This is a genomic window from Chondromyces crocatus (assembly GCF_001189295.1).
Taxonomy (GTDB): domain Bacteria; phylum Myxococcota_A; class Polyangia; order Polyangiales; family Polyangiaceae; genus Chondromyces; species Chondromyces crocatus.
Genome location: NZ_CP012159.1, coordinates 8429407 through 8448451 on the forward strand (window position 1 = coordinate 8429407; position 19045 = coordinate 8448451).

A 19045-nucleotide genomic window follows, 5' to 3' on the forward strand; every position below is an offset into this window, starting at 1 on the left:
GAGTGGTTCTCGTGCACAGGTCTGAAGCGCGGCAACAGAGGTGCCGCACACCTCCCAGCAAGCCCGCCGGTCGCCTCGGCGTCACCGCGTGCTTGCTCGCGCTCCTGACCACCTCGGCGTCCCCCGCCCTGGCCCAGCAGCCTTCCCCTCCGGCCAGCGGCTCGGCGCCACCAGCGTCGCCCACCGCGGCGCAGGCTCACGCCGACGCGCCAGCCTCCCCGGACGGTGCCAAAGACCAGCCCACACCGCCCGTCGCGAAGAACTACGTCCCGCCGGACTACCCACCGGAGGCCAGGGCGGCCGGCAAGGAAGCCACCGTCACCCTCCAGCTCGACATCAATCGCGACGGCAAGGTCCTGCGCGCCGTGGTCGTCGAGCCGGCTGGACATGGCTTCGACGAGGCCGCGACGGCCGCCGCCGAGAAGCTCGACTTCGAGCCCGCCCGCAAGCCTGACGGGACCCCGTTCGCCGCCCGCATCCTTTACCGCTACACGTTCAGCCTCGAACCCGAGAAACCCAAGGACGATCCCGCCACCGAGCCACGCGAGCCTGGCGTCTCGACCCAGCGCCTCAGCGGCATCGTCCTCGCAGAAGGCGAGATCCCCCTCGCGGGTGCCAGCGTCACCCTGACCCCGTCCCAGGCTGACGCGAGCCCCCTCGCCCTGACCACCGACGAGACCGGCGTCTTCGCCTTCCCCACCATCCCTCCGGGGAAGTACCGCCTCGCCATCACCATGCCCGGCTTCGACCCGCTGGAGGTGCTCGAAGAGGTCGCCCCTGGTGAGCAGATCGAGGTCAAGTACCGCCTGCTTCCCGTGGGTGACGGCCTCGAGGTCACCGTGCGCGGAAAGCGCCCCCCGCGCGAGGTCACCAAGCGGACCATCGAACAGCGCGAACTCCTGCGCATTCCCGGCACGAACGGCGATGCGCTCCGCTCCCTGCAGAACCTCCCTGGCGTCGCGCGTCCCCCGGCCATCGCCGGCATCCTCATCGTCCGCGGCTCCTCCCCTCAGGACACACAGACCTTCATCGACGGCACGCCGGTCCCGTTGATCTACCACTTCGGCGGCCTCTCCTCGGTCGTGCCGACCGAGATGCTGGAGAAGATCGACTTCTACCCCGGCAACTTCGGTGCCCAGTTCGGCCGCGGCATGGGCGGCATCGTCGATGTGGCTTTGCGCTCGCCCAAGGAAGACCGCATCCACGGCCTCGCCCAGGTCGATCTCATCGATGCCCGCGTCCTCGTCGAAGGCCCCGTCCCCTTCCTGAAGGGCGTCCGCTTCGCCGCCGCAGGGCGCCGCAGCTACGTCGACGCCTGGCTCGGGCCGGCCCTCACCGCGGCTGGCGCCGGCGTCACCCAGGCCCCCGTCTACTACGACTACCAGTTCATGCTGGAGGCCGACGTCACGCCCTCCGCGCGCCTCCGCCTCACCTACTTCGGTTCGGACGACGCCCTCGAGCTGCTCATCGACGAGCCTTCGCCCAACGAGCCCGCCCTCACCGGCAACATCGGCCTCCACACCGCCTTCCAGCGGCTACAGCTCCGCTACGACCACGAGCTGACCGACAAGGATCGCCTCGCAGGGGTCATCGCGTTCGGCAAAGAGGACCTCGATTTCGGCCTCGGGCCTTTCTATTTCCTCCTCGACAACCTCTCCGTCTCCGGGCGCCTCGAGTATACCCGTCGCTTCTTCCAGGGCGTCACGCTCAACACCGGCCTCGACATCGTCTGGAACGACGCCACGGTGAACCTCCGCGCCCCGGCACCCGGGCGTCCCGGCGAGCCGCCAAACCAGCCCTTCTCCACACGCACCGTGCAGGAGCTGTCGGTGAGCAACGTCCTCTACCGACCGGCCGCCTACGCCGAGCTGGAACTCGTCCCCACCCCGCGCGCCCGCCTCGTCCCGGGCCTGCGCGTCGACTACGCCAAGGACACGCAGCAGTGGACGGTGAGCCCCCGCTTCAGCGGCCGCTACGACATCGTCCAGGGCTTCCCGCGCACCACGGCCAAGGGCGGCGTCGGCATGTACCACCAGCCCCCGCAGCCGCAGGAGGTCATCCCCCCCCTCGGCAGCCCCAACCTGCGCTCCAACCAGGCGATCCACTATTCCGCCGGCGTCGAGCAGGAGATCACCCGCCAGGTCGAGGTCTCTGGCGAGATGTTCTACAAGCAGCTCGACTCGCTCGTCATCGGCACCCCGCAAGAGAACGGCAGCGGCACCGAGTACAAGAACCTCGCCTCGGGGCAGGTCGTCGGCGGCGAGTTCCTTCTCAAGTACAAGCCCGACGACCGCTTCTTCGGCTGGGCCGCGTACACCCTCTCCCGCGCCACCCGCACCGATCGCCCTGGCGAACCACCGCGCCTGCTCAACTTCGATCAGACGCACATCCTCACGGTGCTCGGCAGCTACCGTCTGGGCCACGGCTGGGAGTTCGGCGCGCGCTTCCGCCTCGTCTCCGGCAACCTGACCACGCCCAGCGTCTGCAACGTGCAGGATGTCACCTGCGATCCCGCACGAACCAACGCGCTGTACCACGCGCCGAGCGGCGTCTACACGCCCATCCCCTTGACGGGACCGGGCAGCGAGCGCCTGCCGATCTTCCACCAGCTCGACCTGCGCATCGACAAGCGGTGGAAGTTCACGAACTGGCAGCTCTCCGCCTACCTCGACGTCCAGAATGTCTACAACAACCAGAACACCGAAGGCATTCAGTACAACTTCAACTACACGGCGCGGCAATTCGTCTCCGGCCTGCCCATCCTCCCGAGCATCGGCATGAGAGGAGAGTTCTAGCCCATGAGCGCGCGCACCCCTGCATCACCACGCCGCTCCTCTCGGAGAGGACGCCTGCTCCGACCGCTCCTCGGCGTGCTCGCGGCCGGCATGCTGGTCGCTCCTGCCATCGGTGCAGGCTGCGCCGCCGGCTTCACGCCACCGAGCGAGATCGAGACGCTGCGCATCTTCGCCGTGACCGCGAGCCAGCCCTACGCGCAGCCAGGCGACGAGGTGACGCTCACCATGAGCTACCACGACGGCCTCATCGCACCGGATGAGAGTGCGCGCCCCATCCAGATCGTGTGGCTGCGCAACTGCATCAACCCTCCTGGCGACCAGTATTACGGCTGCTACCCGCAGCTCGCCGAGCTCTTCGCCGCGATCGGCTCGGGACAACAGCCACCTCCAGGCACGATGGGCATCGGGCCCGAGTTCACGTTCAACGTCCGGGAAGACATCCTCGACAACCGGGAGCGGCCCGAGGTCGGCCCCCTGTACGGCACCGAGTACGTCTTCTTCGTCGCCTGCGCCGGACGCCTCGGCCCCGTGCAAGATCCAGGAGGCCGCGCCGGCTCCTTCCCGATCGGCTGCTTCGACGACGAAGGGCGCCGGCTCGGCGCCGACAGCTTCATCCCGGGTTACACGCAGATCTATGCCTTCGATGATGGCCGCACCAACGAGAACCCGGTGGCGACCGGGATCAGGCTGAACGACGAAGAGATCGTCGAAGACTTCTCCCTCATCCCCTCGGTCCCCCTCTGCCCCATCCCCGAGGAAGAGCGACGGATGACCGGGTGCAGCGCCGCCGACCCCATCGCGGAGTGCACCACGCACGAACTCAACGTCATCGTGGATCGAGATCGGCTCGCCGAGATCGATCCTGATGGCGAGACCCTCGACGGCAAACAGCTCACCGAGGTCGTCTGGGTCAACTACTACACGGACCAAGGCGAGCTGCGCGCCGACACCCAGCTCGTGAACGACGCCGTGAACGGCTTCAACCCCGACACCCAGGCCACCTGGATCCCACCGCCAGAGCCCGGCATCGCCACCATCTGGGCCGTGCTCCGCGACGCCCGCGGCGGCTCCTCCGTCGTCCAGCGCCGCATCCGCGTCGAGTGAGGCGCTGACCAGCGGAGCGTCGCGCTCCCCCGCCCTCCTCCTGCCGATGGCGCTCTCGCATTGTCGTGCTGTCGCCGACTCTGCCATCGACCTGCTGAGAAACGGTGCGCCACGGTCTCGCGCATCACCTTCCGACGAACGCGACCCGACCTCGACATGGCGCCGCCAGGGGCAGAGGCGACGCAACCCTGCGGAAGTGCTAACCGCAAGGCGTGGCACACCGAGCGCTATGCCGACGCGAGTGGCTCTCCAGATGCACTCTCCTCCTCAGGGTCTCTTGAGCGGCGCATCGCGGCCAGACCGGACCGCGTCCAGGCGCCTCGCACCCGCCCTGGATCTCGACGCCCTCTTGCAGGAGCGCTTCGGCATCCCCTCGTTTCGCCCCTGGCAACGCGAGGCGATCGACGCCTTGCTCGGGGAGGACCGGCGCGTGCTCCTCGTCGCGCCCACGGGCGGCGGAAAGTCCCTCTGCTACCAGCTCCCCGCCGTCGCGCTCGACGGCACGGCCCTCGTCCTTTCGCCGCTCATCTCCCTCATGGAAGACCAGGTGCGCGCCCTCGAGAGCCGCGGCGTGCCCGCCACCTTCTTCGCCTCCACCCTGCCGCGCGAAGAGATCACCCGGCGCTTCTCCGCCCTCCGCCGCGGCGCCTACAAGCTCGTGTACGCCGCCCCCGAGCGCCTCGCCTTCGACGGCTTCCTGGAGGCCCTCCAGGCCAGCCGCCTGTCGCTCGTCGCCATCGATGAAGCCCACTGCATCGTGCAGTGGGGCCACGACTTCCGGCCCGAGTACCTGCGCATCGGCGATGCACTTCGGCGCCTCGCCCCCTCCCGCGTCCTCGCATGCACCGCCACGGCCACACGCGAAGCGCGCGACGAGATCATCCGGCGCCTCGGCTGGTCCGTGCCCGGCGCCGAAGACGCGCCCTCGGATCTCGCCGGTCCCAGCTCCCAGGCCTCCCCCGCCACCGCGCGCGATGCCCCCCGCATCATCCTGCGCGGCTTCGCTCGGCCGAACCTCCACCTCGAAGTCCGCGGCGTCGACGGCCCGCGCGACGCTGCTCGCTGGACCGCGCGCACGCTCACCAGCGCGCTGGGCCGTCCCCGCACCCCCAAGGGCGCTGGCATCGTCTACGCCGCCACCCGCAAGGGCACCGAGAAGCTCGCCACCGCCCTCCGCGCCGACGGCTGGAACGCCGAGGCCTACCATGCAGGCCTCCCGCCCGAGGTCCGCGCGCGCATCTCGACCGCCTTCGCCGACCGCGAGCTCCACCTCGTCGTCGCCACCAACGCGTTCGGCATGGGCATCGACCGCGCCGACGTCCGCGTCGTGGTCCACGCCCAGCCCCCCTCCTCGATCGAGGCGTACTATCAGGAGGTCGGGCGCGCTGGACGTGACGGCCTCCCGGCCTCGGGCGTGCTCCTCTTCTCCCCTGCGGACATCGCCCTCCGGCGCCGCATGTGCCAGCTCGGCCCCGACGGCGGCGAAGCCTCACCTCTGGATGCCGCGCGCGCCTGGCAGCTCTTTCGCGAACTCCTCCGCTACGTCGACGCCTGGACCTGCCGCCATGACTTCATCCTCCGCTACTTCGGCGACGAGGCCGAGTCGCTCGGCGGCTGCGGCCACTGCGACGTCTGCGAGGCCCTCGTTGCGTCGACCACCGCCGATCCCGAAGCGCTGGAGCGCGACAACGACATCGTGCGCCGCGCCCTCGCTGGCGTCGCCCGCGTGAAAGGCGCCGCGGGCATGCAGCTCATCGGCTCGATGCTGGTCGGCGAGTCGAACGAACGGCTGAGGCGCATCGGCCTCGACAAGCTCTCCACGTTCGGCGTCCTCCCGGCGAGGACCCACGCCGAGGCGATGATGGTCCTGCGCGTCCTCCTGGCCAACGGCTGGATCGACCTCACGGACAGCGAGTATCCCGTCCCCCTGATCACCCCCGCCGGATGGCGCGTGATGCGCGCCGAGGTGCCGACCCGCGTCCGCCTCCCTCTCGGTCTGTCCCGCCGCGCGATCCGGCCTCGCGTCGCCCGCGCCGAGCGCCGCGCCGAGGTCGCGCTCGTGGCCGACGCCCGCCACCCCCTGCATCCTGCGCAGCCTGAGCCCGCCCCTCGGCGACGCAAGCGCCGCACCTCCACCAACGACGCGCCCGACGACACCCTCGAGGCTCCCGACGACGCCCTCGATACGCTCGATGACGCCGACGCCACCCCCAACCCACCCGACGAGCCACGCAGCAAGGCGCCCAGCAAGGCATCCCACAGAGCGCCGGCGTCTTCTGCCCTTCAGCGATCCAGCGGGGAGCGCACCGTCGAGCGACTCCAGGAGAACACCGACGATGCCCTGGAGGAACGCGACCAGCCCCTCTATGCGGCCCTGCGCGAGCACCGCGCCGAACTCGCGCGAGCCCGCAAGGTCCCCCCTTACGTGATCGCCCCCGACAAGACGCTTCGCGATGTCGCCCGCATCCGGCCCACTTCCACCGATGATCTCGCGCTCGCACGGGGCATGGGGCCGTCGAGAATCGCGCAGTACGGAGAAGCCGTCCTGAGCATCGTGAAGGCCTTCAGCGGTAGGTAGTTCCACACGACCAGCCACGGCTCGCCGGCCGGTGGCTCACCCCGAGCCGGTCGCTGCCACGCACGCGGGGCCCACCGAAGCGGACGCCACGTCACGCTCTATCGCTGGCAGGATGACCGAGAAGTGCGCCCCGCACCCCGCACCGGCGCTCTCCACCTGGATCCGACCCCCGTGCAGCTCGACCAGGTGCCTCGCGATGGCCAGGCCGAGCCCGAGCCCACCACGAGGGGTTGGCTCCACAGGCCCCTGCCGGAACGGCTCGAACACGTGCGGCAACAGATCCGCCGTGATGCCCTGCCCGGTGTCCTCGACGCGGATCTCCAGCTCTTGCTCCTCCGCGTCGAGCACCACCCGCACCACGCCTCCCGTCGGCGTGAACTTGACGGCGTTCGTCGTCAGGTTCCAGACCACCTGCAGGATCCTCGCCGGATCGATGTCCGCCTCCACCCCGGAGACCAGCGACTGCTCCAGCCGCACGCCCTTCGTCTCCGCCAGCGGACGCACTGCCTCCAGCGCCGCCTCGACGATGGGCGCGAGCTGCGCCAGACGCCGCTCGATCCGCAGCTTGCCCGAGGAGATCCGGCTCGAGTCCACCAGATCCTCCACCAGCCGCCCCAGCGCTTGCGCGTTGCGATCCACGATGTCCAGCGCGCGACTGTGCTTGTCGGCCGGGAGCACGCCGTCACGCAGTAACCGCGTCCAGCCGACGATCGCGGTCAGCGGCGTCCGCAGCTCGTGCGAGATCGTCGCCAGGAACACGTCCTTCGCGCGGCTCGCCTCCTCGGCCCGCTCCCGTTCTTGCTCCGCCACCTCCAGCAACCGCGCGTTCTCCGCGGCCAGCCGTTCGGCACGGCAGCGCGCCCAGACCTCCTCCGAGACGTCGAAGGCGAACGTCATCACCCCCCGCACCGTCCCATCCTCGTCGCGGATGGGCTGAACCACCCCGTCTAAAAAGCGCTCTTCCACAGGCTCCCCCTCCCCGTGCTGACGCAAAAGCCGCACCTCGCGGCCGACGAACGGCTCCCCCGTCGCGTAGACGCGATCGAGCACCTCGGCGAGCCCCGGGGTGATCACGTCCGGCGCCGCCTCCAGGAACGATTTGCCTGCCAGGTTCCGACCCACGAGCTGACAGAAGAGCGGGTTGCAGAGTTCGTAGACGTGCTCCGGCCCTCGCTGGATGCTCAACGCCGCCGGGATCTGCATCAGCAGATCGTGCAGCGCACGCCGCTGCGCGTTGGACGCCGCGTGCGCGACCCGCTCGAGCGCGAGCAGACGCCTGGGACCACGTTTGCGCAGATCGACCCCCGACCTTGGCGGCTCTCCCCGCCTGAATAGACGGCCCCTTCCACGTCGAGCGCGCAATAATCCCCCCATAACTGGATATATACCACGGCCCATGTACGCCACGGTGACCTGATCGCATGGGCGCACCCCAGCTGGTGAATTCCACCAGCGACCCCCACTCGCGACGCAGTCCGTACAGCGCCACCATCCACGCGGCGCAGTCCCTGGTGGCCCGCCGTCCACGCGGCGCGCCACGCACCCATGGTCTCCTCGACGTGCGGCTCACACGCGGCCTCACGCGCGCGCTCGATCATCGCAGCGTGCGCCGCAGGTCTCCGCCACGAGAGCACCGCCTCGCACGAGCGCAGCCTCGCTCACGCCTACCCGAGCACTGCAACGAGCACCGCAGCCCATCCCCGGCGCGAGCCCACCTTGCTCATGCGTATCCGACGACCCGCAGCTCCACGAGGAGCTGACCATTCACGCTGAGGAACGTGGTCAGCCGCCCCTCGATGTTGACGAACACGTCCAGCAAAACACCACGCCCCAGGTCCAGCACATGGAGCTCCTGATCGAACACCGACGAGAGAAGCGGCTCCGTCACGAGCCGCAGGCTCTTCCCCGTCGTCCTCTCCATCACACGCTTCACGCTCTGTCGCGGCATGTTTGCACCCCTCCACCTCCGACAAGGCGTATTTCATGCCGCCCGTGGCTGGGCACGGGCGCCACGAATCCGCGTGCGCCGGCGGATCCTTCGCGCCCTGGACACGCCTTGTGGCTCCGGTCTGCACGCTCCACCCCGCGCGTGTCCACGAACTACCGGCCGCTCCTGTGGGCCGCATGCCGAACATCGTCCTCGGCCCAGGACACCGCCCAGCTTCCCTCTTCGCCCGCACGCGTCATCGCGGAAGCCACGCCGCCAGGACCTCGGCCGCCTCCACAGACACCCGTCCCGCCCCGAGCACCTCGTCCAGCGCGGGCTGCGCCGAGAGCGCCGCTTCCACGCGCAGAAGCGCGGGCACGTACACCACCTCCCGTGCGAGCCCCCCCCCGCGGTGCACGCGCGCCGCGATCCGCAGCGCGTCACCGACGTCCGTCCGCCCCGTGGACAGCAGACGCTGCGCCGTCTCCACGAAATCGGCCCCCGCTTCCACGCTGCGCGCTGCCAGATGCCGCAGCCCCAGCTCCCGCTTTCGCCGCTCCCCCAGGAACCCCGCCCCCTTCTCGATCCACAGCGCCCGGCCCTCTTGATCGTCCGACCCCCAGCGCGTCCCGACCGTGAAGATCCCGAGCGGCATCGTCGCCGCGCGCGCCCCGGGCATCGCGTGTCCCTCGACTTCGTGCAGCACGGTGCGCTCCACGTCCTCCCGACGCACCCGCCGACGTGCAGCCACCTGGATCACCCCATCCCCCGTGGCCGCGAGCGGCGCGATGCTCAGCACGATCACCCGGAACGGGATCCGGCGCGCCCCCACCTCCTGCCGCATCCGCGACACCAGCGAGCCAGGCGCCTTCTCGTCGTCGCTCCACGCCTCTTCGGCGCCCCACGCTCCTGCTCCGCCGCCCTCGCGCTCCCTCTCGTCGTGCCCCTCCTCGCCCCTCTCCCATGACGCGCCACCACCGCCCAACCACACGGACACCACCGCATCCGCGGCCCCATCGAACCCGTCCCGCCGCGCATACCTCCGCCGCGCCGCAGCCCAGCACGACGCGCTCCCGGCGGCCTCGCAGATCGCGGCCTCTGCCTCCAGCTCTTGCGCCCGCGCCGCGTAGATCGACCCCAGCGCCCCCTCCTTCGACAGCACCTCTGCCGCGCGCACGAGCCCCGCTCGGATCCCGCTCATCGAGGGCGGCGGCGCGTACACGAAGCGTGGCATCGTCGCGCCCACCCGCTCCCAGCTCGCCTGAAGCTTCTCCAGCTCCTCGTGCAGGTTGATCGGCGTCGTCAGCCCCACGACGCGGACGCGCGCTGCCGCGTCTGCGAGCGCCCGATCGGCGGTGGGGACCCACCCCGGGATCGAAGCTCGGCTCATCGCGCCGCTACAGCAGGTTGGCCGCGAGTTCCGCCAGCTCGCTCCGCTCCCCCTTGGAGAGGACGACGTGCCCGGCGATGCGCTCCCGCTTGAACCGCTCCGCAGCCACGCTGAGCCCGTTGGTCGCGTGATCCACGTACGGGTTGTCGATCTGGTGCGGATCACCCGTCAGGATGATCTTCGTCCCCTCGCCGCAGCGCGTGATGATCGTCTTCACCTCGTGGGGCGTCAGGTTCTGCGCCTCGTCGATGATCAGGTACTGGTGCGGAAGGCTGCGCCCACGGATGTAGGTCAGTGGCTCGACCTGGATGATGCCGCTCTCCAGCATCTCCAGCATCGACGTCGGCTGCTCTCGCCCTGTCTTCACCCCACCGCTCGACAGGAGGAACTCCAGGTTGTCGAAGATCGGCTGCATCCATGGGTTCAGCTTCTCCTCGACGTCACCTGGCAAGAACCCGATGTCGCGCCCGAGCGGCATGATCGGCCGGCTCACCAGGAGCTTCGTATAGACGCTGTCCTCGGTGGCGCGCTTCACCCCTGCGGCGAGCGCCAGGAGCGTCTTTCCCGTGCCCGCCTTGCCCATCAAGGTCACCAGCCGCACGCCGTCGTCGAGCAGCAGATCGAGTGCGAAGGCCTGCTCCTTGTTGCGCGGCCGCACGCCCATCACCCCGTCACGAGGGACGCGCAGCGCCACCACGTGCCCCTTCGTCGCGTCGTAGCGACCGAGCGCCGTGTGCCCCGGTGCGCTCGCGTCTCGCAGCAGCACCGCCGCGTTGGGGAGCAGCTCGGCGAGCGTCGCACCGCCCAGGTAGCCGTGCTGGAAGAACGCGTCGACCTCGGCCCCGGGCACCTCCAGCTCCACCACGGACTGGATCGTCTCCGGATCCTCGACCCGCTGGTTCTCGTACGTCTCGGCGACCACCCCCAGCGCGTCGGCCCGGATGCGGAGGTTCGTGTCCATCGTCACGAAGATCGTCGGCTTGTCGCCGTCTCGATCCCGGATGTCGATGGCCGTGGCCAGGATCGCGTGGTCCTGCGAGCTGGCGTCGAGCCCGACCATCAGCGAAGGGCGCCGCTCCGGGATCGCGATCCGCAGCGACCCACCCCCATCGAACGGCACCCCCGAGGCCAGCGACACCCCACCGCGCCTCAGATCATCGAGCAGCCGCGCAATCTTGCGCGCATTGCGCCCGCGCTCCGATCCCTCGTGCTTGAACTGGTCGATCTCCTCGATCGCGTAGATCGGGATGACCAGATCGTTGTCCTCGAACTTGAAGATGGCGTGCGGATCGTGGAGGAGGACGTTCGCGTCGAGGACGTAGTTCTTCTTCATGTTCTGCGCACCGTGGAATTAGCCGTCGCCCGGAGCGGCGGCAAGGGCGCAGGTCACACGAAGCGGACGTATCTCGTCCGACGGATCAGGGGCTCGCCGTCGAGGTCCACGTCGGCCGCGCCACTCGCGAAGGCGAGCTGCCCGTACGCGGTCCACGTTGCTCCCGTCCGTGTCGGGACGGTATCGCCGAGCGAGAGGTGGAGGCCGGGCATGTTCTCGTCATGCACCACCTCACCGAGCGCCTCGCGGATCCCCAGGTTCGCGCCCAGGCTGAGGAGCCCGACCCGGTCGCGATCCTTCGACTCGGCCATGAAGGTCTCCACGTAGCGCCGCAGCGTGATGTCGCTGCACTCGACCCGGCGCACCCGGCTCCCCTCGATCGTCAGCTTGATCGGCCGCGACGTGAGCAGCCCTGACCGCGCCCCGAACCCCCCGCCGATGGAGGCATCCACCACGTAGACGCCGTTCACCGTCGCCGGAGAGCTGATCAGCGCGCCGAATGGCACGTTGATCCAGTGCCCAGGCACCACCGCGTGGCCGTTCGCGAACCAGCGGAGGTGCGGCGCCATCTCCACGTCGAGGTGGGTCCCCGCCAGGCTGCGGACCGAGAGCCGGGACGCCGGCCGCATCGCGGCGCGCACCGCCTGGAGCAGCTCGAACACGCGCCCCGTGCTCGCCATCATGCTCCCGATGAACGCGCGTCGCCCGGTGCCGATCATGTGCACGTGCCGCGTCCTCGCCCCGATCACCGCGTTGATCAGCGCGTAGCGGGCGTCGTACTCCCCCTCTTCCCACGAGACCACCATCACCGTCGCCGTGGCCCCGTGGATCGCGCGCAGGACGGCCGAGGGACACGCCGGCAGTGGCCTGCGCTCGATGCTCCCCCACGCCAGCCGCTCGACGAGCACGCCCCGCTCGGCGGCCGCATGCTCGAACGCCGCGGCGATGTCCGCGTTCGCTTCGTCGTGCACGATCACCACGTGATCCGACGGGCCGATTCCGAGCAGCTCCTCCACGACGCGACAAGCGGGCGTCATGAGACCGAAGTCGAGCTTCGGTGCCCCCGAGCCCGGCGGCGGGTGCGACGAGGGCCGGGAACTCGGCGAGACAGCCCGCGGATTGCTCGACGGCGTCGCCCGTGGGGCACCAGGTGGGATGGTCTTGGTGCGCGCCGAAATCGGCGACCCTCCCGAGAGCGGCGCGCTTCCGCTCTGCGGCGCGCTCACGCCGTGCGGCGGACTCGACTTCGTCGGAATGCTCGACGGTGGCGCGCTCGGTGGCGACGAATTGAAGAGGTTCGGCCGCGAGCTGCTCACCGGCGTGGGCCGTCGAGGGAGCCCCGAACGCGGTGGTAGAGAGGCCGGAGCTGGTGTCCCCAGCGGCGGCGTTCGCTCCTCGGGCCACGTCCCCTCCCCCGGCCGCTTCGTCGAGCCCATCGTCCAGGGCGACCCTACAGGAAAACAGACCGCGATGGACCTTTGCGCAAGAGATCCGCAGCTCATGACGCAAGCATGACGAAGGCAGGGGTGCGAATCCAACTGCGCACTCCGGCGAGCCTCCGCAAGCGTCCGGTCGCTGTGGCCGGCGGGTTGCGCCAGCTTGCGCCAGCGGATCGAAGTCAGCTCGCGTCAGCGGCGCGCAAGGGACGCCGGAAGAAGAACTCCACCGTGTCGCTCTTGTCGTGGAGCTCGCGCGTCTCCGTGCCACGTACGTAGCCGAGCCGCTCGTAGAGTCGGTGAGCGTCGAGGAACCGGGTGTCGCTCCACAGCTCGACGAATGCGGCGCCTCGAGCGCGGGCCTCCAGCTCCACCAGAGCGCAGAGGGAGCTACCCAGACCGCGCCGCCGCGCGCTCGACGACACGTACAGCTTGCAGAGTTCCACGCCGGCGGGGTCGCTCGCGGGCCGACAGCCGACGCAGCCGACCACACGCCCCTCGCTCTCGACCACCCAGAACCGCCCTCGCCGCTGTTGAAAGGCGGAGGCGATCGCGCGCAGCTCGGGCATCTCGCCGTCGACGTCGAGGATGCAGCCTGGGTATTCGGAGAACACGCGGCCCATCAGGGTGATGAGGCCCTCGGCGTCGTCGTCGCGCGCGTCACGCACATGCAGCGCCGCGTCCGGAGGGAGCGGGGGAAGAGGGTCGTTCGGAGGCGCTTCCACTAAAGATCGATCCTGTAGTCCTTGATCTTGTAGAGCAGCGCACGGTGGCTGATCTCCAGCACCTCGGCAGCCTTGGTGCGGTTGCCTTTGGTCTTCTGGAGGGCGCGCCGGATGAGGATCTCCTCGATCACGCGCGAGGTCTTCTTGATCGACAGTTCGCCGCTCGCCAGGTGCATCTGGATGGGGTCGCGTGCCTCGCGGATGCGCTCGGGCAGGTCGCCCTCGCCGATGCGCTCCCCCTCGCAGAGCACCATGGCGCGCTCGATGGTGTTCTCCAGCTCGCGGACGTTGCCAGGCCAGCGGTACTCCGTGAGGAGCCGCCGCGCCTCGGGCTCGAAGCCGCGGAGAGTCATCCCGAAGCGCGCATTGTTCCGGGCGACGAAGTGGTCGAGCAGGATCGGAATGTCTTCCCGACGCTCCCGGAGCGGCGGTACGTGGATGGGCAGCACGTTGATCCGGTAGAAGAGGTCCTCGCGGAAGCGGCCAGCCTGGGTCTCGGCGGCCAGGTCACGGTGCGTCGCGGCGATGATGCGCACGTCGACCTTGATGTCCTTGCTGTCGCCCAGGCGGCGCATCGTCTCCTCCTGCAGCACGCGGAGCAGCTTCACCTGCAGGGGCAGCGGCAGCTCGCCGATCTCGTCGAGGAGCAGGGTCCCGTGGTTCGCCTGCTCGAAGAGGCCCACCCGGTCCATCGTGGCGTCGGTGAAGGCGCCACGCTTGTACCCGAACAGCTCGCTTTCCAGCAGGTTCTCGGGGATGGCGCCACAGTTCACGCCGATGAAGGGGCCACCCCGGCGATCCGATCGCCGGTGGACGGCGCGGGCGACCAGCTCCTTGCCCACCCCGCTCTCGCCGGTGATGAGCACGGTGGTCTTGTAGTCGGCGATCTTCAGGATGGTCCGGAAGACGCCCTGCATCTGGGGGCTCTTGGCGAGGATGTCCTCGAAGGTGTTCTCTTTCAGGATCTCCTGCTTGAGCGCGCGGTTCTCGCGCCGGAGCGCCTCTCGCTCCTCGGCCTTGCGCAGCGCGAGGATGACCTCCTCGGGCTTGAAGGGCTTCTGGATGTAGTCGTAAGCACCTGCCTTCATGGCCTCGATGGCCAGGTCGAGGTTGCCGTAGGCGCTCATCACGATGACCGTGGCGTCGTTGCCCTTGGCCTTCAGGGTGGCGAGCAGGTCGAGACCGCCCATCCGGGGCATGCGGACGTCCGTGAGGATGACGTCGGGCCCGAAGGTTTCCACCAGCGCGAGCGCCTCTTCGCCGCTCTGCGCCACCTCGACCTCATACCCCTCCCGCTTGAGGAAGGCGCGCGCCACCACGCGGAGGTTCTCTTCATCGTCGACGACCAGGATGCGTCGCATGGACTCTGAAAACTTTTCTACACCTTGACCGTCCACCATGCAACGAGTTGCAAACGGCGCCACCCCGGCGTCTCCTCCGCGGGGCCTGATCGGCCGAGGATTTCGCTATGTTCGCCGTGCTTTACGTGATGCCGCACGAAGCCGATGCCGGCAGGGCAGCATCGGTTGCAGAGTTCCACGTCGACGCGCTCGCCTTCGTCGATCAGTCGCTGGCGTAATACGCAGACTCGCCGCGAACCGCACCACCGCGAGGGCGACGAAGCAAAGCGCACGTAGGAACAGGACCACGCTCCTCCCGAACCGGGCAGAGCGCGATGCCAGCAGGTCGGGGGAGCGTGCCTGCAAGCTGCGGTGGTCGTGCCAGCAGGTCGGGGGCGCGTGCCAGCACGCCGAGGCGACGTGTCAACGCGCCGGGGCGTCGTGCCAGCACCGACGGCAGTGCGTCCCGGCGAGGCGGTCAGGTCGACCCGGCACCGTGAACGACCGGACCCGGCCCCCACGGCGACCCGTCCGCAAACCATCGACGCACGCCACGAGGTGCTGGCACACACCCCCGACCTGCTGGTTCGCTCCCCGACCTGCTGGCACGCGCCCCCGACCTGCTGGCTCGCGCCCGCCCTCCCCCGACCTGCTGGCTCACGCTCGCAGACGCGATGCGGTGCTCCGCAGCGCACGCACTGCGTAGGGATGCACGCACGGTTCGTTGCGCCGCGTCGCGCCTCGCCGGCTCGCTGAGGTTGACGCGCGCCGCGAGGTCGACGATTGCCCGCCACGGAGCAGTTCATGACCATGAAAGATCTACTCGTCGACCAGGCAAGGAAGCTCGCGTCCTCTGGACCGTTCTTGCGTCTGGTGAGCAACGACCGCGTGATGAAGCTCGCCACGGGCTTCATGGACGCGCGAGGCCGCTTGCAGGCCGCCGGAGAGCGCGCGTCGGAGGCGCTCGACATTCTGTGGAACGGCTACGAGCTGCCCACCATCGATCCCGCCCTCGATGACTCGATGCCCGTCCACGAGGCGAGCCCGCGCAGGAAGGCGGCGCAGCACGAGGGGAACGGGGCGAGCGCGAGCGAGGCGGCGAGGTCCGCGGAGGTGGGCTCTGCCCAGCGCACGAACGGGGCGTCCAGCGCGGCGCACGTGAATGGCGCGGCGTCCGCTTCGGCGAGCGCAGCTGGTGAGGAGGGTGAGACGGCAGCCAGCGCCCGGCCCGCGTCCTCCTACAAGCCCGAGGCCGGCAGCGACGAGGCGAAGCTCGCGACCCAGATGGCGTCGCGCGTGTCCCTTTCCCGCCTCGGCGGACGGGACGTGTTCGAGAAGTGCTTCAAGTTCATGACCGCGGACAACGCGCGCGCCATGGGCGTGTACCCGTTCTTCCGCCCCCTCGACTTCAACCAGGGGCCCGAGGCCCAGCTCGAGGGTCGGCGGGTGACGATGTTCGGCTCGAACAACTACCTCGGGCTGACCACGCACCCCAAGGTGCGCGAGGCGGCGAAGCAGGCCATCGACAAGTACGGCACGAGCATGACCGGCTCCCGCCTGGTGAACGGGTCGATGCGCCTGCACAACGAGCTGGAAGAGAAGCTCGCGGCCTACCACGGCAAGGAGGCAGGCCTGGTGTTCACCACGGGCTACCAGGTGAACATCGCCACCATCTCCTCGCTGCTCAGCAACAAGCGCTGCGTGGCGGTCATCGACAAGGACGACCACGCCTCCATCTACGACGGGGTGCGGCTCGCCCTCGCCACCGGGGCGCGGATGGTGCGCTACAAGCACAACGATCCCGCCTCGCTCGACGCGGCCCTGTCCGAGCTGCCCGAGACCGAAGGCGCGCTGGTGATCACCGACGGCGTGTTCAGCGCGCAGGGCGAGATCGCGAACCTCCCCGGGATCGTGGAGGTGGTGAAGAAGCACAAGGCGCGCATCCTGGTCGACGACGCGCACGCGCTCGGCGTGATCGGGCCAGGCGGTCGCGGTACGGCAGCGCACTTCGGGATCAACGATCAGGTGGACCTGATCGGCGGCACGTTCTCGAAGTCGCTCGGCTCCATCGGCGGCTGGCTGGTGGGCGAGCGCAAGGTGCTCGATTACATCCAGCACTTTGCTTACAGCTTCCTGTTCGCCGCGAGCGCCGCGCCGCCCTGCGTGGCCGCGGCCATGGCGTCGCTGGAGGTGATGCAAGAGGAGCCCTGGCGGCAGGAGAAACTGCGCGAAAACTTCACCTACATGCGCACGGAACTCCGCCGTCTGGGCTTCGAGCTGGGCAAGACGGAGACGGCGGTGATCCCGATCTACATCCGCGATGATCTCAAGACCGTGATGATGTGGAAGTCGCTGCTCGACGACTTCTCGATCTACGTGAACCCCTTCATCACGCCCGGGGTGCCGCCGAAGCAGCAGGTCCTCCGGACGAGCTACATGGCCACGCACGAGCGGCACCACCTGGATCAGGCCCTGGAGGCCTTCGAGAAGGTAGGCAAGAAGTTCGGCGTCATCTGACCTTCCGCCCCCCGCCTTGCTTCCCCGAGCGTCTGGCGGGGGAAGCGGGGCACGCCTCGAGGACGCGGCGCCGTCCCTCCCCTCCTCCCCGGCTCTCCACCCGTCCACCACGCTCTCTCCCGCCTCCGTCGTGACCTCTCCGACGCCGGCTGCCGTGAACTCGCTGGAGTGCGGTCCGGTGAACCCTGGTTCACACCCCCTGGACGGGCGGAATTCTGCGCGATCGACACCGTTGAACGATGCTGGCACGATGCGTGTACGGCGCCTGCGTGGTACTCGTCCTGGGAGCCGCGCGCGGCTCGCTGCTGGAGGATCCTTCATGCGTCAGCGTTCGCCTCGTCCTAGCAATACGGCGCTCTCCCTCCTGACCTCGCTCGGGCTCGCCGTGCTCGCGGCCGTCACTGCGGGGGGGTGCAGCGGCTGTGATGAGCCCTCCATCACCTGCGATGCCACGGGTCAGAACTGCGTCTACTGTGATGCATACGGGTGTTCGCCCGTCGATCCGGGTCACAGCAGCAGCTCCGGTGGGCTGGGCGGCTCGGGTGGGAACACGGGCGGGAGCGGTGGTGAAGGCGGCGGGGTCGGCGGCGGGGTCCCTGCGTGCGATCCCGAGACGGCCATCTGCCCCTGCGACGACGCCGGGGCCTGCCCGGGGGACCTGCTGTGCAGCGACGGGCTCTGCGTCGAGGGCTGCGACTTCTCCTACGAGTGCGCGGTCGGGAGCGTCTGCGCCGATGGGCAGTGCGTCCAGGGCTGCGTGACGCCGGCGGACTGCGCGTCCGGCGCGACCTGCGAGAACGGGGTCTGCGTCCCCGATCCGCAGAACCCGGCGTGCAGCAACCAGAACCCTTGCCCGGACCCGAACGACGTCTGCGTCGAGGGGCAGTGCGCGACGGGGTGCTCGCAGAACAGCGACTGCCCGGACGGCGAGGTGTGCAATGCGTCGACGGGCGCGTGCATCCTCGATCCTTCGCCGACGCAAGGGTGCAGCATGCCCGGCTCGGAGTGCGGCGGCCTCGGCCAGGTGTGCATGGGGGACGGGTACTGCCACTACCCGTGCACGACGACGCTCCAGTGCAAGCAGATCGACAGCCGCTTCTTCAGCTGCGATCAGGGGATCTGCAAGACGGAAGAGCAGGCGAACCCCGAGTGCACGAGCCAGATTCCGTGCCCATCCGGGAAGAGCTGCATCAACAACCGCTGCCTCTGACGGGCAACTTGACGCTCCTCGGGCCCCTGGGTAATCGCCTGGGGTGATCAGCCGCCTGCCTGTGACACGCCGCGTCGGTCTCCCTGCCCGCTTCCTCGTCGCTCTCCTCCCCGCCCTGCTCGCGTTCGCGCCGGCGCGTGACGCCGCAGCGCAGACGCGCATCGGCGTCGTGGATCTGCAGCACGCCGTGATGCAGACCGAAGACGGGATCCGGGCGCAGGCGACGTTGAAGAAGGTCTTCGACAAGAAGCAGCACGACCTCGACGCGAAGCAGACGGAGCTACAGCGCGCGCGCGAGGACATCGAGCGCCAGTCGCGGGTGCTCTCCCGCGAGGCCCTCCAGAAGCGGATGGAGGACTGGCAGCGGCAGATGGTGGAGCTGCAGACGGTGTTCGTCGACTACAACAAGGAGCTGCAGAAGCGGCAGGGGGAGCTGACGAACCCGATCATCAAGAAGATGATGATGGTGATCAACCGGGTGGCCAAGAAGCAGGGCTTCGAGCTGATCATCGACAAGCAGGCGGCGCCCTATGCGCGCCCGGATCTGGATCTCACCGAGCAGATCATCCAGCTCTACAACTCGGGCGGCGGTGGCGACGGCGGTGGTGAGGAGGGCGGTGAGCCCAAGGGCGACAAGCAGCCTGCCGCCAGTCCCTCGGGCGCGCCTCGCTGAGCAGAAAGGAGCACGGG

General features: G+C 69.3%; 14 protein-coding genes. 7 read left to right on the forward strand and 7 right to left on the reverse strand.

Annotation, left to right across the window (positions count from 1 at the left end):
- Positions 1-11: 11 nt before the first annotated feature.
- The 3 genes from CMC5_RS30320 to CMC5_RS30330 all read left to right on the forward strand — a co-directional run bounded on the left by CMC5_RS30320 (position 12) and on the right by CMC5_RS30330 (position 6477).
- Positions 12-2795, forward strand: a complete 2784-nt coding sequence (locus CMC5_RS30320) for a TonB-dependent receptor domain-containing protein (RefSeq protein ID WP_050436217.1) — start codon at positions 12-14, stop codon at positions 2793-2795.
- Between the two features lie 3 nt (positions 2796-2798).
- A complete protein-coding gene (locus tag CMC5_RS30325) occupies positions 2799-3899 on the forward strand; it encodes a hypothetical protein (protein WP_050433663.1) in 1101 nt (366 codons plus the stop codon).
- A 253-nt stretch (positions 3900-4152) separates the two neighbouring features.
- Positions 4153-6477, forward strand: a complete 2325-nt coding sequence (locus tag CMC5_RS30330) for a RecQ family ATP-dependent DNA helicase (protein WP_082363546.1) — start codon at positions 4153-4155, stop codon at positions 6475-6477.
- 36 nt (positions 6478-6513) lie between these two features.
- Here the strand turns inward: CMC5_RS30330 and CMC5_RS30335 are convergent, their stop codons facing one another.
- From CMC5_RS30335 to CMC5_RS30355, 5 genes are all read right to left on the reverse strand, one after another.
- Positions 6514-7680 (reverse strand): sensor histidine kinase, encoded by a 1167-nt coding sequence (locus tag CMC5_RS30335; protein ID WP_050433664.1) that lies wholly within the window; start codon positions 7678-7680, stop codon positions 6514-6516.
- Positions 7681-8197: 517 nt separating this feature from the next.
- Entirely contained in the window at positions 8198-8425 is a 228-nt protein-coding gene (locus tag CMC5_RS30340) for a hypothetical protein (RefSeq protein ID WP_050433665.1), read from the reverse strand.
- A gap of 235 nt (positions 8426-8660) precedes the next feature.
- Positions 8661-9794: a tyrosine/phenylalanine carboxypeptidase domain-containing protein gene (locus CMC5_RS30345; RefSeq protein ID WP_050433666.1), complete on the reverse strand. Its 1134-nt coding sequence runs from the start codon at positions 9792-9794 to the stop codon at positions 8661-8663.
- Positions 9795-9801: 7 nt separating this feature from the next.
- Entirely contained in the window at positions 9802-11127 is a 1326-nt protein-coding gene (locus tag CMC5_RS30350; protein ID WP_050433667.1) for a PhoH family protein, read from the reverse strand.
- A 53-nt stretch (positions 11128-11180) separates the two neighbouring features.
- Positions 11181-12164, reverse strand: a complete 984-nt coding sequence (locus tag CMC5_RS30355; protein WP_050433668.1) for an aminopeptidase — start codon at positions 12162-12164, stop codon at positions 11181-11183.
- Between CMC5_RS30355 and CMC5_RS30360 the strand changes: the two genes are divergently transcribed.
- On the forward strand, positions 12163-12642 hold the full coding sequence (locus tag CMC5_RS30360; protein ID WP_050433669.1) for a hypothetical protein: 480 nt from the start codon (positions 12163-12165) through the stop codon (positions 12640-12642). The two genes, CMC5_RS30355 and CMC5_RS30360, sit on opposite strands and share 2 nt — an antisense overlap.
- A 103-nt stretch (positions 12643-12745) precedes the next feature.
- Here CMC5_RS30360 and CMC5_RS30365 read toward each other — a convergent pair whose 3' ends face one another.
- Positions 12746-13288 (reverse strand): GNAT family N-acetyltransferase, encoded by a 543-nt coding sequence (locus tag CMC5_RS30365; protein ID WP_050433670.1) that lies wholly within the window; start codon positions 13286-13288, stop codon positions 12746-12748.
- The gene (locus tag CMC5_RS30370; RefSeq protein WP_050433671.1) at positions 13288-14649 is read right to left on the reverse strand and encodes a sigma-54-dependent transcriptional regulator; all 1362 of its coding nucleotides are present in this window, start codon (positions 14647-14649) and stop codon (positions 13288-13290) included. The genes CMC5_RS30365 and CMC5_RS30370 overlap by 1 nt, the downstream gene beginning before the upstream one ends.
- A 789-nt stretch (positions 14650-15438) precedes the next feature.
- On the opposite strand from CMC5_RS30370, the gene CMC5_RS30375 reads away from it, so the two are divergent.
- The 3 genes from CMC5_RS30375 to CMC5_RS30385 all read left to right on the forward strand — a co-directional run bounded on the left by CMC5_RS30375 (position 15439) and on the right by CMC5_RS30385 (position 19028).
- Positions 15439-17145 (forward strand): aminotransferase class I/II-fold pyridoxal phosphate-dependent enzyme, encoded by a 1707-nt coding sequence (locus tag CMC5_RS30375; RefSeq protein WP_245677838.1) that lies wholly within the window; start codon positions 15439-15441, stop codon positions 17143-17145.
- A 319-nt stretch (positions 17146-17464) separates the two neighbouring features.
- The gene (locus CMC5_RS30380; protein WP_050433672.1) at positions 17465-18355 is read left to right on the forward strand and encodes a hypothetical protein; all 891 of its coding nucleotides are present in this window, start codon (positions 17465-17467) and stop codon (positions 18353-18355) included.
- Between the two features lie 61 nt (positions 18356-18416).
- Positions 18417-19028 carry an OmpH/Skp family outer membrane protein gene (locus tag CMC5_RS30385; protein ID WP_245677840.1) on the forward strand — a complete coding sequence of 204 codons (612 nt, stop codon included), beginning with the start codon at positions 18417-18419 and terminating at the stop codon, positions 19026-19028.
- Positions 19029-19045: the final 17 nt, after the last annotated feature.

Excerpts from the sequence above, each read along its gene's own strand:
- CMC5_RS30325 (WP_050433663.1), top strand. The coding sequence starts at position 2,799 with ATGAGCGCGCGCACCCCTGCATCACCACGCCGCTCCTCTCGGAGAGGA.
- CMC5_RS30330 (WP_082363546.1), top strand. The coding sequence starts at position 4,153 with ATGCACTCTCCTCCTCAGGGTCTCTTGAGCGGCGCATCGCGGCCAGAC.
- CMC5_RS30340 (WP_050433665.1), bottom strand. The coding sequence starts at position 8,425 with ATGCCGCGACAGAGCGTGAAGCGTGTGATGGAGAGGACGACGGGGAAG.
- CMC5_RS30335 (WP_050433664.1), bottom strand. The coding sequence starts at position 7,680 with ATGCAGATCCCGGCGGCGTTGAGCATCCAGCGAGGGCCGGAGCACGTC.
- CMC5_RS30375 (WP_245677838.1), top strand. The coding sequence starts at position 15,439 with ATGAAAGATCTACTCGTCGACCAGGCAAGGAAGCTCGCGTCCTCTGGA.
- CMC5_RS30360 (WP_050433669.1), top strand. The coding sequence starts at position 12,163 with ATGAGACCGAAGTCGAGCTTCGGTGCCCCCGAGCCCGGCGGCGGGTGC.
- CMC5_RS30345 (WP_050433666.1), bottom strand. The coding sequence starts at position 9,794 with ATGAGCCGAGCTTCGATCCCGGGGTGGGTCCCCACCGCCGATCGGGCG.
- CMC5_RS30355 (WP_050433668.1), bottom strand. The coding sequence starts at position 12,164 with ATGACGCCCGCTTGTCGCGTCGTGGAGGAGCTGCTCGGAATCGGCCCG.
- CMC5_RS30370 (WP_050433671.1), bottom strand. The coding sequence starts at position 14,649 with ATGCGACGCATCCTGGTCGTCGACGATGAAGAGAACCTCCGCGTGGTG.
- CMC5_RS30350 (WP_050433667.1), bottom strand. The coding sequence starts at position 11,127 with ATGAAGAAGAACTACGTCCTCGACGCGAACGTCCTCCTCCACGATCCG.
- CMC5_RS30380 (WP_050433672.1), top strand. The coding sequence starts at position 17,465 with ATGCGTCAGCGTTCGCCTCGTCCTAGCAATACGGCGCTCTCCCTCCTG.